Origin of the sequence: Pseudomonas brassicacearum (assembly GCF_918698105.1) — a bacterium.
Taxonomy (GTDB): Bacteria; Pseudomonadota; Gammaproteobacteria; order Pseudomonadales; family Pseudomonadaceae; genus Aquipseudomonas; species Aquipseudomonas brassicacearum_F.
Genome location: NZ_CAKKMI010000065.1, coordinates 20,213 through 34,438 on the forward strand (window position 1 = coordinate 20,213; position 14,226 = coordinate 34,438).

At 62.2% G+C, this 14,226-nt stretch carries 11 protein-coding genes; 10 read left to right on the forward strand and 1 reads right to left on the reverse strand.

Annotated features, from left to right (window positions below):
• The first annotated feature begins 183 nt into the window (after window positions 1-183).
• From gap to LQ215_RS22125, 7 genes are all read left to right on the forward strand, one after another.
• The gene (gap, locus tag LQ215_RS22095; RefSeq protein ID WP_003184623.1) at window positions 184-1,185 is read left to right on the forward strand and encodes a type I glyceraldehyde-3-phosphate dehydrogenase; all 1,002 of its coding nucleotides are present in this window, start codon (window positions 184-186) and stop codon (window positions 1,183-1,185) included.
• A gap of 200 nt (window positions 1,186-1,385) precedes the next feature.
• Window positions 1,386-1,892: an RNA polymerase sigma factor gene (locus LQ215_RS22100; protein WP_230152573.1), complete on the forward strand. Its 507-nt coding sequence runs from the start codon at window positions 1,386-1,388 to the stop codon at window positions 1,890-1,892.
• 150 nt (window positions 1,893-2,042) lie between these two features.
• Complete coding sequence (locus tag LQ215_RS22105) at window positions 2,043-2,948, forward strand: FecR family protein (protein ID WP_230152582.1); 906 nt, start codon at window positions 2,043-2,045, stop codon at window positions 2,946-2,948.
• A gap of 119 nt (window positions 2,949-3,067) precedes the next feature.
• The gene (locus LQ215_RS22110; RefSeq protein ID WP_230152574.1) at window positions 3,068-5,662 is read left to right on the forward strand and encodes a TonB-dependent receptor; all 2,595 of its coding nucleotides are present in this window, start codon (window positions 3,068-3,070) and stop codon (window positions 5,660-5,662) included.
• A gap of 149 nt (window positions 5,663-5,811) precedes the next feature.
• Window positions 5,812-6,402 (forward strand): biliverdin-producing heme oxygenase, encoded by a 591-nt coding sequence (locus tag LQ215_RS22115; protein WP_230152575.1) that lies wholly within the window; start codon window positions 5,812-5,814, stop codon window positions 6,400-6,402.
• 177 nt (window positions 6,403-6,579) lie between these two features.
• A complete protein-coding gene (locus tag LQ215_RS22120) occupies window positions 6,580-7,020 on the forward strand; it encodes a YbaN family protein (RefSeq protein WP_230152576.1) in 441 nt (146 codons plus the stop codon).
• Between the two features lie 34 nt (window positions 7,021-7,054).
• Window positions 7,055-8,401 carry a CoA transferase gene (locus tag LQ215_RS22125; RefSeq protein ID WP_230152577.1) on the forward strand — a complete coding sequence of 449 codons (1,347 nt, stop codon included), beginning with the start codon at window positions 7,055-7,057 and terminating at the stop codon, window positions 8,399-8,401.
• A gap of 139 nt (window positions 8,402-8,540) precedes the next feature.
• On the opposite strand, the gene arcD (LQ215_RS22130) is transcribed toward LQ215_RS22125, so the two are convergent.
• Window positions 8,541-9,968, reverse strand: coding sequence for an arginine-ornithine antiporter (gene arcD, locus LQ215_RS22130; protein ID WP_230152578.1), 1,428 nt, complete (start codon window positions 9,966-9,968; stop codon window positions 8,541-8,543).
• A gap of 392 nt (window positions 9,969-10,360) precedes the next feature.
• Between arcD (LQ215_RS22130) and arcD (LQ215_RS22135) the strand changes: the two genes are divergently transcribed.
• The 3 genes from arcD (LQ215_RS22135) to LQ215_RS22145 all read left to right on the forward strand — a co-directional run bounded on the left by arcD (LQ215_RS22135) (window position 10,361) and on the right by LQ215_RS22145 (window position 14,158).
• The gene (arcD, locus tag LQ215_RS22135) at window positions 10,361-11,788 is read left to right on the forward strand and encodes an arginine-ornithine antiporter (RefSeq protein WP_230152579.1); all 1,428 of its coding nucleotides are present in this window, start codon (window positions 10,361-10,363) and stop codon (window positions 11,786-11,788) included.
• Window positions 11,789-11,819: 31 nt separating this feature from the next.
• The gene (arcA, locus tag LQ215_RS22140) at window positions 11,820-13,076 is read left to right on the forward strand and encodes an arginine deiminase (protein WP_230152580.1); all 1,257 of its coding nucleotides are present in this window, start codon (window positions 11,820-11,822) and stop codon (window positions 13,074-13,076) included.
• 71 nt (window positions 13,077-13,147) lie between these two features.
• Window positions 13,148-14,158 (forward strand): ornithine carbamoyltransferase, encoded by a 1,011-nt coding sequence (locus LQ215_RS22145; protein WP_230152581.1) that lies wholly within the window; start codon window positions 13,148-13,150, stop codon window positions 14,156-14,158.
• Window positions 14,159-14,226: the final 68 nt, after the last annotated feature.

A 14,226-nucleotide genomic window follows, 5' to 3' on the forward strand; every position in this document is an offset into this window, starting at 1 on the left:
GATCAAAACCCGCTGCACGCTGTGTAAAAGGCGAGGCGACAGACGGTTTTTTGACCATTCGGACCAGTTGATTCAGGTCACTCGTTGTAGATAAAACAAAATATTGCCACTAAAAAGGCTTGTTTTCTATTTTTATGCGAATAATCTTGTAATTCCAACAACAAATCGACGGCGGCGCAGTTAATGACTCTTCGAATCGCAATCAATGGTTTTGGCCGCATCGGCCGCAACGTCCTCCGTGCACTGTATACCCAAGGCTATCGTCGCGACCTGCAGATCGTCGCCATCAACGACCTGGGTGACAGTGCAATCAATGCTCATCTGCTCAAGTTCGACACGGTCCACGGCACGTTCGATGCCGATGTGCAGCACGACCACGAAAGCCTGACGGTCAATGGCGACCGCATCTCGGTCAGCGCCATTCGCAACCCGGCCGAACTGCCTTGGGCGGCTGAAAAAATCGACGTTGTGTTCGAATGCACCGGCCTGTTTACTGACCGTGCCAAGGCTGCCGCGCATATCAGCGCCGGTGCCCGCAAGGTGATCATCTCGGCCCCGGCCAAGGGCGCCGATGCCACCGTCGTGTACGGCGTGAACCACGACATCCTGCGCCAGTCCCACCAGATCATCTCCAACGCGTCGTGCACCACCAACTGCCTGGCCCCAGTGGCCCAGGTGCTGCACCGCGAGCTGGGTATCGAAAGCGGCCTGATGACCACCATCCATGCCTACACCAACGACCAGAACCTGACCGACGTCTACCACAGCGACCCGTACCGCGCCCGTTCGGCCACCCAGAACATGATCCCGAGCAAGACCGGCGCCGCCGAGGCCGTGGGCCTGGTGCTGCCGGAACTGGCGGGCAAGCTGACCGGCATGGCGGTGCGTGTGCCGGTGATCAACGTGTCCCTGGTGGACCTGACCGTGCAACTCAAGCGCGAAGCGTCGGCCGAAGAAGTCAACGAGCTGCTGCGCCACGCCAGCCAGCATTCGAAGATCCTCGGCTACAACACCCTGCCGCTGGTCTCCAGTGATTTCAACCACAACCCGCTGTCGTCGATCTTCGACGCCAACCACACCAAGGCCAGCGGCAAGTTGCTCAAGGTACTGGCCTGGTATGACAACGAATGGGGCTTCTCCAACCGCATGCTGGATAACTGCCTGGCGTTGTGTAACGCCGAGTAACTGACACGGCAGTATTGAGTTTTTCTGTGGGAGCGAGCTTGCTCGCGATAGCGGTGTATCAGCCAGCATCAATGGCGACTGACACTCCGTCATCGCGAGCAAGCTCGCTCCCACAGGGTTTCGGCGTGATGAAATGAAGGCTTGACCCGCCCGGCAGATGATAAGCATTATCATCTACTCGAACCGGATCGGGCCTAACCGTGAGTCAATCGCGCTTTCATCACGTCTTCCTCGCCCAGCGCACACCACTGCTGCGCACCCTCGAGCGCATGGTCAGCAACCCCAGCACCGCCGAAGACCTGCTCCAGGAAACCTACCTGCGTGTCACCCGCGCACTAGGCGAACGCACGGTCGAGCACCTCGAACCCTTTGTCTTCCAGACCGCCCGCAACCTGGCGCTGGACCATCTGCGTGCCCGGCGCATCCAGTCGCGGACTTTGCTGGATGACGTGCCGCCGGAGGTCGTCCACAACGTCGTCGCCCCGCAGAGCAGTGCCGAGGACGCCGCCCATGCCCGACAACTGCTCGAACGCCTGAACGTCAGCCTCCAGGCCCTGAGTTCGCGGCAGCAGCAGATCTTCATCCTCAGCCGCCTGCATGGCCACAGTTACCAGCAAATCGCCGAACGCCTGGGCGTGTCCCTGAGCACCGTGCAAAAGGAACTGAAACTGATCATGGCGATCTGTGTGGGACAACTGCAGCGATAAGATTCGAGCTGCAAGCTGCAAGTTGTGTGCGGGCTTGTGCTTGCGGCTTGAAGCTTGAAGCTTGTAACTTGCCGCTGAACCGAGGAACGAGAACCCACCGTGACGGACATCTCCCCTTCTCCTGCGCCGACGCCGGAAACCGCCCATGCCATGGAGCAGGCGCTGGACTGGCTGATCCTGCTGGACAACCCCAGCGAGGAACAGACGCGGCAGTTCCAGGCCTGGCTGGCGGCCGATCCACGCCACGGCGAGGCGTTCGCCCGGGCCCAGGCGATCTGGAATGGCCCGCAGGTGATGGAAAGCGCCCGCCGACTTGAAGCCACGCCCAAGGTCACTGCGCTGTCGCGCCTGCGTGCCCATTGGAAACCCCTGGCCACCGCCGCCGTGCTGTTGCTCGGCCTGTTCAACTTCAGCGACCTGCCCCTGCGCTTGCAGGCCGACCACCTGACCGTGGTCGGTGAGCGCCAGCGCTTGCAGTTGGAGGACGGCTCCAAGGTCCTGCTCAACACCAATTCGGCCTTCTCCAGCACGTTCAGCGAACAACGGCATGTGGCGCGCCTGTACAAGGGCGAGGCCTTTTTCGAAGTCCCGGGCAACCGTAACCTGCCGCTGGAAATCGATGCCGGCCCGGTCATGGCCAGCGTCAGCGACACCACGTTCGCCGTGCGCTACCTCGACGGCGTGGCCCAGGTCCAGGTTCAACGCGGCGACGTGGACCTGCGGGCCACTCGCAACGATACCCATGTGCGGCTGTCAGCCGGCGAAAGCATCCGCATCGGCCCCAACGGCTTCGATCGCCCGGCCCGGCTCGATGCCAACACGGACCTGGCCTGGGTCCAAGGTCGGCTGGTGTTCGAAAACCGGCCACTGGGCCAGGTACTGGCCGAGCTGCGACGTTATTACCCCGGCTGGATCATCAACGGTAACGAACAATTGGCCAACGTTGCGGTGACCGGCAACTACCGCCTCGACCAGCCGCTGGACGTGGTCCGTTCGCTGGCCCACATCACCTCGGCGCGGCTCCAGGAGTTTCCGGCGCTGGTGATTCTGAACTAAATGAGAATTATTTTTACTCGATAGGCTCCGCTGATTCGTCTCGTTATAGCCAATGCAATTGATTCGCATCCATAAATGTGAATCTGCACCTATAACAGATGCGACACGGAGCGCTATCGATGTCCTCTCGCCTTACTTGCCGGCTTCTTGCCCCCTCTTGCACGCTGTCACTGCTCACCGCCGCCCTGCTGATGGCCGGCACCGCGCCGCTCGCCCTGGCCGCCGCCACCGTGCAACCCGCTGCCCGCAACATGGGCGACTACAGCTTTGCCATCGCCCGGCAGCCACTGGTCTCGGCCCTGAATGCATTCACCGCGGTCACCGGCTGGCAAGTCGGGATGCCGGCGGAACTGGCCGCAGGCGTCGCCTCGCCAGGGGTGAACGGCTCGCTGTCACCTGAAAAAGCCCTGGAGCGCCTGTTGGTGGGGACCAGCCTGAGCTACCGCAAGTTGGGCGACAACAGCATCGTCCTGGAAAAACGCAGCGCCGGCAGCGCGCTGGAGCTGCAACCGGTGACCATCAGCGCCACCCGCCAGGAACAGGACATCACCAGCGTGCCAAGCACGGTCACCGTCCACGACCGCCAGGCACTGGACCGCAACAACATCAATACCCTCAAGGACCTGGTGCGCTATGAGCCGGGCGTATCGGTGGGTGGCGCGGGCCAGCGCGGCGGTATCAGCGGCTACAACATTCGCGGCATCGACGGCAACCGGATCCTGACCCAGGTCGACGGTGTAGAGATCCCCGGCGGCTTCTTCAACGGCCCCTACGCCAAGACCCAGCGCAACTACGTCGACCCGGAAATCATCAAGCGCGTGGAAATCCTGCGCGGCCCGGCCTCGGTGCTGTACGGCAGCAATGCCATTGGCGGGGCCGTCAGCTACTTCACCCTCGATCCGGATGACATCATCAAGCCGGGCGAGGACGTTGGCGCCCGCCTGAAAACCGGCTACAGCTCCGCCGACGAGAGCTGGCTCAAGTCCGCCACCATCGCCGGTCGCAGCGGGCAGTTCGACGGCCTGTTGCACTACAGCCAGCGCGACGGTCATGAAACCCAATCCTACGGCAGCCACAACGGCACCGGCCTGGACCGCACCGCCGCCAACCCCGAAGACGTACGCGCCAACAACGTGCTGGCCAAGCTCGGCTGGAACTACAGCGATGACTCACACCTTGGCCTGGTCTACGAGAAATACAAGGACGACCGCGACAGCGACCTGAAAAGCGCCTACGGCGGTCCCTACGCCAACGGCCAGCCGGCCATCCCCGACTCTGTGCTACCCGGCGGCATGTACCAGTGGCGCACCGGCAACGACACCATCACCCGCGAGCGTTTCGGCCTGGAGCACAGTTTCGCCCTCGACAGCCTGCTGGCCGATCACATGAAGTGGAGCCTGAATCACCAGGTGGCCAAGACCGACCAGAGCACCGCCGAATTCTACTTCCCCATTACCCGCCAGGTCCTGCGCACCCGGGAGACCCTCTATGAAGAGAAACAGTGGGTCTTCGACGCGCAACTGGACAAGGCCTTCAGCGTCGCCAACACCGATCACGCGCTGACTTACGGCACTACCCTCAAACAGCAAAAAGTCACCGGCTCGCGCAGCGGCAATGGTGTGTGCCTGGCAGTTGGCGTCGGTTGCTCCGCCGTGGGCGCCATCAGTACCCGGGACGTCCTGGCAAAAGCCAGTGATTTCCCGGACCCGACCATCAACACCTACAGCCTGTTCGCCCAGGACCAGATCAGCTGGGACAAGTGGACCTTCACGCCCGGCCTGCGCTACGACTACACCCGGCTCAAACCGCATCTGACCGAGGAGTTCCTCAACACCGTGGACCCTACCGGCGGCGGTGACGTCAGCGGCAAGAACAAGACCTGGCATCGCGTCTCGCCGAAGTTCGGCGTGACCTATGCCCTGAGCGATGAGTACACCTGGTACGGCCAGTACGCCGAAGGCTTCCGCACCCCGACCGCCAAGGCCCTGTACGGTCGTTTCGATAACCCTGGCGCCGGCTATAGCGTAGAACCCAATCCCGATCTGGAACCGGAAAAAAGCAAGAGCTACGAGACTGGCCTGCGTGGCCGTTTCGACTCCGGTTCGTTCGACGTGGCGGTGTTCTACAACCAGTACCGCGACTTCATCAACGAAGATGCCATCACCCCTGGCGCCGATCAGTTGACCTTCCAGAGCAACAACATCAAGCACGCCACCATCAAGGGCGCCGAGGCCAGGGGACGCCTGGAGCTGGAAGTGTTTGGCGCGCCAAAGGGACTCTACACCCAGGGTTCGATGGCCTACCTCTATGGACGCAACAACGACACGGGCGAGCCGCTCAACAGCGTCAACCCGCTGACCGGCGTGTTCGGCCTGGGCTACGACCAGGACCGCTACGGCACTTTGCTCAGTTGGACCTTGGTCAAGAAAAAGGACCGCGTCGACGACAGCAACTTCAACTCGCCCGATGGCGTGAGCAGCCAGTTCAAGACGCCGGGCTTCGGCATCCTCGACCTGAGCGGTTTCTACAAGGTGACCGATGACGTCACCGTCAGTGGCGGCCTCTACAACCTCACCGACAAGAAGTACTGGCTGTGGGACGACGTGCGCGGCTACGACAGCGTCGGCGAAGCGGCGGTGCTGAACCCCGCCAACCTCGATCGCCTGACGGCGCCGGGGCGTAACTTCGCGGTGAACCTGATCTGGGATATCTGACCAAGATTTTTGTCGACAAGCCAAATGCCCTGTGGCGAGGGAGCTTGCTCCCGCTGGACTGCGCAGCAGTCCCAAGAACTTGCGGTCGCTGCGCAACCGAGCGGGAGCAAGCTCCCTCGCCACAATGTTCCAACTCGAAGGAATTTTTCATGACCACACAACATCCCGCTTCACGTTCCCAACGCCTGAACCAGATCACCCACGAGCCCCACCGCCGGCTCGACGCGTTGGTCAAGGCCCACGCCCCGTTCGAAACCCCGGCCAGCTTCGCCCGTTTCGTCGTCGCCCAGTACCTGTTCCAGTCGGAACTGGTGGCGCTGTACAACGACGCCGAACTGTCCGCCCTGATCCCCGACCTCCCGGCCCGGTGCCGGGCAGAGGCGGCCAAGGCGGATCTGGCAGACCTGGACACCGAAGTCCCTGCGCCAGTGGCCGGTGCGGTGAAAAACCCGACCCAGGCCGAAGCCCTGGGCTGGCTGTTCGTCTCCGAAGGCTCCAAGCTCGGCGCCGCGTTCCTGATCAAGCGTGCCGTGGGCCTGGGGTTGAGCGAGACCTTCGGCGCCCGGCACCTGGCGGAACCCGCCGGTGGGCGCGCCGAAGGCTGGAAATCCTTCACCCGCACCCTAGACGGCCTGGCCTTCAGCGAACAGCAGGAAGCCGAGGCGGAGCAAGGCGCGCTGGATGCCTTCAACCGGTTTACGGTGCTGCTGGAACAGGCCTACGCGGCCGAGTTGGCCTGATTCACACCGCCCCACAGAAGATTTATGGGTGGATGCATATCTTCAGTCACCCAGAAACCAGTGTGGGAGCGAGCTTGCTCGCGATAGCGTCAGCACAGCCGACATCAATGCCAACTGACCCACCGCCATCGCGAGCAAGCTCGCTCCCACAGAGATTGTGCATACTGAAAAACACTGATGAACCGCCCCTCAAAACTCACCCAACTGCTCTTCGCCCTGCTCGCCTACACCAGCCTGGGCATCGGCCTGGTCGCCATCGTCGTGCCTGGCTTGCCGACGACCGAGTTCATCCTGTTGGCCGCCTGGGCCGCGACCCGCAGTTCGCCGCGCCTGAGCGCCTGGCTGGAGAACCATCGCCTGTTCGGGCCGATGCTGCACAACTGGCGCAACGGCAAGGTCATCCCGCGCCGGGCCAAGATCGGTGCCACTACCAGCATGCTGCTCTGCGCAGGCTTGATGCTGGTGCTGCTCGACCACGGCTGGCCGGTTTACCTCGCGCTCGCCGGCATGGGCCTGGGCAATCTGTGGATCTGGTCGCGCCCGGAACAGGCAAAGGGCTCTTGTGGCGAGGGAGCTTGCTCCCGCTGGGCCGCAAAGCGGCCCCCAACGGATTTTTGATCTATGATCGCCCTCTCGTACTGGAGGGCTTTCGATGGCAGATCTGCTCACGTCCATGCAAACCGCGCTCGGCTTGCCCACGACCCCGATCACCTTCACTGGCGACGGTGCCCTGCCCTCGGCCTTCGCCGTCACGGAGCTGGCCAGCGCCAGCATCGCCGCGGCCGGCCAAGCGACCGCCGAACTCATCCAGCACCAGACCGCTCGCCTGCCGCCTCTCGAGGTCGACCGACGCCTGGCATCGTTCTGGTTCTCCACCTCCCTGCGCCCCATCGGCTGGAGCGTGCCGCCGATGTGGGACCCAGTGGCCGGCGACTACGCCTGCGCCGACGGCTGGATTCGCCTGCACACCAACGCACCGCATCATCGCCTGGCGGCGGAAAAAGTCCTCGGCGCCTGCACCGACCGCGCCGACATGGCGGCCAGGGTGGCCCGATGGAACAAGGCCGAGCTGGAACAGGCCGTGGTCGACGCCGGCGGTTGCGCCGCCGAGATGCGTTCGTGGCAAGCGTGGCAGGCCCATCCCCAAGGCCTGGCGGTGAATGCCGAGCCGCTGGTGCACCTGAGTAAAACGACGGCAGAGCAGCGCAAACCCTGGCTCGGCTCCGTGACCCAACCACTGGCGGGCCTCAAGGTGCTGGACCTGACCCGCGTGCTGGCCGGCCCCGTCGCCAGCCGCTTCCTCGCCGGCCTGGGGGCCGACGTGCTGCGCATCGACCCGCCGACCTGGAACGAACCCGGCGTGGTGCCGGAAGTCACCCTGGGCAAACGCTGCGCCCGCCTCGACTTGCATCGGGCCGAAGATCGCGTCGCGTTCGAGGCGCTGCTCAAGGACACCGACATCCTCTTGCACGGCTACCGTGCCGACGCCCTGGAACACCTGGGCTACGGCGCCGAGCAGCGCCGGCAGATGGCCCCGGGGCTGATCGACGTCAGCCTCAATGCCTACGGCTGGAGCGGCCCGTGGCAGAACCGCCGCGGCTTCGACAGCCTGGTGCAGATGAGCAGCGGCATCGCCGAAGCCGGCATGGGCTGGAAACACACCGACAAACCGACACCGCTGCCGGTGCAAGCGCTGGATCACGGCACCGGCTATCTGCTGGCGGCCAGTGCGGTTGTGTTGTTGACCCGGCGCCTGGCAAGCGGTCACGGCGGCTCGGCACGCTTGTCACTGGCACGCACGGCGAAGTTGTTGATCGAACGTGGCGCCGGGGACTCGAGCCCATTACGAGCCGAGGCTGAGGATGATCAGGGCCTGGTGGTCGAACAGACGCCCTGGGGACCGGCCCATCGCCTGCATGTACCCTTGAAAATCACCGGCACGCCGCTGCAATGGACCTTGCCGGCTGCGGAGCTGGGCGCGCATCGGGCACGGTGGTAAGGGATAGATGTGGGAGCAAGGCTTGCCCGCGATGGAAGCGATGCGGTCTCTCAGAAATCGAGGCGCCTGTTTCGCGAGCAAGCTTTGCTCCCACATAAATCCCCTCGCCACAGGAATCGCCTCAACATCGCGGTAAGCCTCACAGTTCCAAAAACCCACTGTACAACCCATACGCCGCCATACCCGCCCCTGACATCACGCACGCAAAAATCCCCTTTTCCACATGGGTGAACAAGGGTTGGCGCTGCTCGCGCTTGGCCTGGGCAAACAGGATCACCCCGGGTGCGTACAACAGCGCCGACAACAGCAGGTATTTCACGCCACCGGCATACAGCAGCCACACCGCGTAGCACAGCGCGACGCCACCGATGCCCAGGTCTTTCATGCGCCGCGCCGAGCCCTGTTCGTAGGTTTCCCCTCGGGCGCAAAGCAACACTGCGTAGGCCGCCGACCACAGGTACGGCACCAGGATCATCGACGAGGCGAGGTAGATCAGGCTGGTGTAGGTGCCTGCGGAAAACAGGGTGATCAGCAAAAACAGCTGGATCATGCCATTGGTCAGCCACAGCGCGTTGACCGGCGCGTGGTTGGCGTTTTCCTTGGTCAGGAACGCCGGCATGGTCTTGTCCCGGGCGGTGGCGTAGAGGATTTCAGCGCACAACAGCGCCCAGGACAGCAAGGCTCCCAACAGTGACACCGCCAGCCCCAGGCTGATCAGCAACGCGCCCCAAGGCCCGACAATGTGCTCCAGGACGCCGGCCAGGGACGGGTTCTGCAACCGTGCCAGTTCTGGCTGGCTCATGACTCCCAGGGACAACACATTCACCAGCACCAGCAGCGCCAGTACCCCGAGGAACCCGATCACCGTCGCACGCCCAACGTCCGCACGTCGTTCTGCCCGTGCCGAATAGACGCTGGCACCTTCGATGCCGATGAACACGAACACCGTCACCAGCATCATGTGCCGCACCTGGTCCATCACACTGCCCAGGTCCGGACTCATCGCGCCCCAGATATCGCGGGTGAAAATCTCGGCCTTGAAGGCCACAGCGGCCATGACGACGAACATCAACAGCGGCACGACCTTGGCCACGGTGGTCACCAGGTTGATGAGCGCCGCCTCCTTGATCCCGCGCAACACCAGGAAATGCACCGCCCACAGCAACAACGACGCACACCCGATGGCCACCGGCGTGTTGCCTTGGCCGAACACCGGGAAGAAATAGCCCAAGGTGCTGAACAGCAGCACGAAGTAACCGACATTGCCCATCCAGGCGCTGATCCAGTAGCCCCAGGCAGACGAGAAGCCCATGTAGTCGCCGAAGCCGGCCTTGGCATAGGCGTACACGCCCGAGTCCAATTCCGGTTTGCGATTGGCCAGGCTCTGGAACACGAAGGCCAGGGTCAGCATGCCGACGGCGGTGATCGCCCAGCCGATCAGCACCGCACCGACATCGGCCCGCGCCGCCATGTTTTGCGGCAGGGAAAAAATCCCGCCGCCGATCATCGACCCCACCACCAGTGCGATCAATGCGCCCAGTGGCAACTTTTCAATCGGCTGCGACATTTTTTCTCACTATTAAATTAAGTAAATAAAGCGACATAACGTTTTTGAATAACGTCATTCACACAAAGTCCAAAGACTTATGACTCGGCCATCGTTCCTGTCCTCAATTAAACGAACACAACACGCCATTATTGTTGTCATGAAAGCAGCCTACAAAATAGTGATGGCTTCATAAAAATAAACTAGCGTGAATAGTCCAGCCGTAGGGAAACCTTCAAAAAGTCTTTGCCAAAGGCTCTGAAACGGGCCTTTCGAGCAATCTCAAGACACCCACTGTCGCTGTTAACTCCTTCATTAACAATGGAATGTTGTCATGCACTGATCCAGATCAGACATTCAACTTTCAAATCGACTTAGTCTGTTGACTCTCTTCTCCTGCATGGAGCCTGCAAATGTCTGATACGCCCGTAAAACTTCGATTGGGTGCGCTGGTGGCACTGGTGGTCGGCTCAATGATTGGCGGGGGAATCTTCTCCTTGCCACAAAACATGGCGGCCAGTGCCGATGTGGGTGCCGTGCTGATCGGCTGGGCCATCACGGCCGTCGGCATGCTGACCCTGGCCTTCGTGTTCCAGACCCTGGCCAACCGCAAACCCGATCTGGATGGCGGAGTGTATGCCTACGCCAAGGCCGGGTTCGGCGACTACATGGGTTTCTCATCTGCCTGGGGCTACTGGATCAGCGCCTGGCTGGGCAACGTCGGTTACTTCGTGTTGTTGTTCAGCACCTTGGGCTACTTCTTCCCGATTTTTGGCGAGGGTAACACCGTAGCCGCGGTGATTGGCGCCTCGGTATTGTTGTGGGCGGTGCATTGGTTGGTGCTGCGCGGCATCAAGGAAGCCGCGTTCATCAACCTGGTCACCACCGTCGCCAAGGTCGTGCCGCTGGTGCTGTTTGTGCTGATCGCCGTATTCGCGTTCAAGCTCGATATTTTCACCGCTGATATCTGGGGCCTGAAGAACCCAGACCTGGGCAGCGTGCTGAACCAGGTGCGCAACATGATGCTGGTCACCGTATGGGTGTTCATCGGCATCGAGGGCGCGAGTATTTTTTCCGCCCGCGCCGAGAAACGCACCGACGTGGGCAAGGCCACCGTCATCGGCTTCATCACCGTGCTGCTGTTCCTGGTGCTGGTGAACGTGCTGTCCCTGGGCATCATGACCCAGCCTGAACTGGCGAAGTTGCAGAACCCGTCCATGGCCGCCGTGCTGGAGCATGTCGTGGGGCACTGGGGCGCGGTGCTGATCAGCGTCGGCCTGATCATCTCGCTGCTGGGCGCCCTGCTGTCCTGGGTGTTGCTGTGCGCCGAGATCATGTTCGCCGCCGCCAAAGACCACACCATGCCCGAGTTCCTGCGCCGGGAAAACGCCAACCACGTACCGGCCAACGCCTTGTGGCTGACCAACGCGATGGTCCAGCTGTTTCTGGTCATCACCCTGTTCTCGGCCAGCACCTACCTGTCACTGATCTACCTCGCCACCTCGATGATCCTGGTGCCGTACCTGTGGTCGGCGGCCTATGCCGTGTTGTTGGCGGTACGCGGCGAGACCTACGAAGGCTTCGCGGCCGAGCGGCGCAAGGACCTGGCCATCGGTGCCATCGCCCTGATCTACGCGGTGTGGCTGCTGTATGCCGGCGGGATCAAGTACCTGCTGCTCTCCGCCCTGCTCTATGCCCCCGGCGCGATCCTGTTCGCCAAGGCCAAGCGCGAGCTGGGCAAACCGATTTTCACCTCTGTCGAGAAGCTGATTTTCGCCGCAGTGATCGCAGGCGCCCTGGTGGCGGCCTACGGGCTCTACGACGGCTTCCTGACCTTGTAGTTGGCTGATTGTTCTAACTGGAGGATTTGTAATGACCACGGAAAAAATGAAGTACGGCGTGCATTCCGAAGCCGGAAAATTACGTAAAGTCATGGTGTGTTCCCCAGGCCTGGCCCACCAGCGGCTGACCCCGAACAACTGCGACGAGCTGCTGTTCGACGATGTGATCTGGGTCAACCAGGCCAAGCGCGACCATTTCGATTTCGTCACCAAGATGCGCGAGCGGGACATCGATGTGCTGGAAATGCACAACCTGCTGACCGACATCGTCGCCATCCCCGAAGCCCTGGACTGGATCCTGCAGCGCAAGATCACCGCCAACTCGGTGGGCCTGGGCCTGGTGAATGAAGTCGGCTCGTGGCTGCGCAGCCTGGAGCCGCGCCATATCGCCGAATTCCTGATCGGCGGCGTCTCGGCCGATGACCTGCCGGACAGCTTCGGTGGCAAGACCATCCAGATGTTCCGCGACTTCCTCGGGCACTCCAGCTTCATCCTGCCGCCGCTGCCCAACACCCAGTTCACCCGCGACACCACCTGCTGGATCTACGGCGGCGTGACCCTGAACCCGATGTATTGGCCGGCGCGCCGCCAGGAAACCCTGCTGGCCAGCGCCATCTACAAATTCCACCCCGAGTTCACCCAGGCTGACTTCCAGATCTGGTACGGCGACCCGGACCAGGATCACGGCAACGCCACCCTCGAAGGCGGCGACGTGATGCCCATCGGCAACGGCGTGGTGCTGATCGGCATGGGCGAACGTTCGTCCCGCCAGGCCATCGGCCAACTGGCACTGAACCTGTTCAAGCACAAGGCCGTGGAGCGGGTGATCGTCGCCGGCTTGCCGAAATCCCGCGCCGCCATGCACCTGGACACCGTGTTCAGCTTCTGCGACCGCGACCTGGTCACGGTTTTCCCGGAAGTGGTGAGCCAGATCGTCGCCTTCTCCCTGCGCCCTGACGAGAGCAAGCCCGGCGGCATCGACGTGCGCCGCGAGGACGGCAGCTTCCTCGACACCGTGGCCGCAGCCCTCAAGCTGCCGGCGCTACGGGTGGTGGAAACCGGCGGCAACAGCTTCGCCGCCGAGCGCGAGCAATGGGACGACGGCAACAACGTGGTGGCCTTGGAACCGGGCGTGGTGATCGGCTACGACCGCAACACCTACACCAACACCCTGCTGCGCAAGGCCGGTGTGGAAGTCATCACCATCAGCGCCAGCGAACTGGGCCGGGGCCGGGGCGGTGGTCACTGCATGACCTGCCCGATCATCCGCGACCCGATCGAATACTAACTTTTGAGCCAGGGCCGGTTTTTATCCAAGATCGGCCCCGGGGATAACCGAAACCTAAGGAGATCCACATCATGGCGTTCAACATGCGCAACCGCAGCCTGCTGAGTCTGATGCACCACACCCCTCGCGAGCTGCACTACTTGCTGGACCTGTCCCGCGACCTCAAGCGTGCCAAATACACCGGCACCGAGCGTCCACACCTGAAAGGCAAGAACATCGCGCTGATCTTCGAAAAAACCTCGACCCGCACCCGCTGCGCCTTCGAAGTCGCGGCCCATGACCAGGGTGCCCACGTCACCTACATCGACCCGGTGTCGTCGCAGATCGGTCACAAGGAAAGCATGAAAGACACCGCCCGGGTCCTGGGGCGGATGTTCGATGCCATCGAATACCGAGGCTTCGAACAGGAGATCGTCGAGGAACTGGCCAAGTTCGCCGGGGTACCGGTGTTCAACGGCCTGACCGCCGAATTCCACCCCACCCAAATGATCGCCGACACCCTGACCATGCGCGAACACAGCGACAAGCCGCTGCATGACATCAGCTACGCCTACCTGGGTGATGCCCGCTACAACATGGGCAATTCGCTGCTGATGATCGGCGCCAAGCTGGGCATGGACGTGCGCATCGGCGCGCCGAAAGCCCTGTGGCCGCATCAGGATTTCATCGACCAGTGCCAGGCCTTCGCTGCCGAAAGTGGCGCGCGTATCACCATCACCGAAGACCCGAAGGAAGCGGTCAAAGGCGTGGACTTCATCCACACCGATATCTGGGTGTCCATGGGCGAACCGGTGGAAGCCTGGGATGAGCGCATCGAGCAATTGCTGCCCTACCAGGTCAATGCGCAAATGATGAAAGCCTCGGGCAACCCCCGGGTGAAGTTCATGCACTGCCTGCCGGCGTTCCATAACAGCGAGACCAAGGTCGGCAAGGACATCGCCGCCCGTTATCCGAACCTGGCCAATGGCGTGGAAGTGACCGAAGAGGTCTTCGAATCGCCGGCCAACATCGCCTTCGAGCAAGCGGAAAACCGCATGCACACCATCAAGGCGATTTTGGTGTCGGCGTTGGCGGATATCTAAACACCCGACGCGAAACACTGTGGGAGCGAGCTTGCTCGCGATGGCGAAGGAACAGGCAACATTGATGT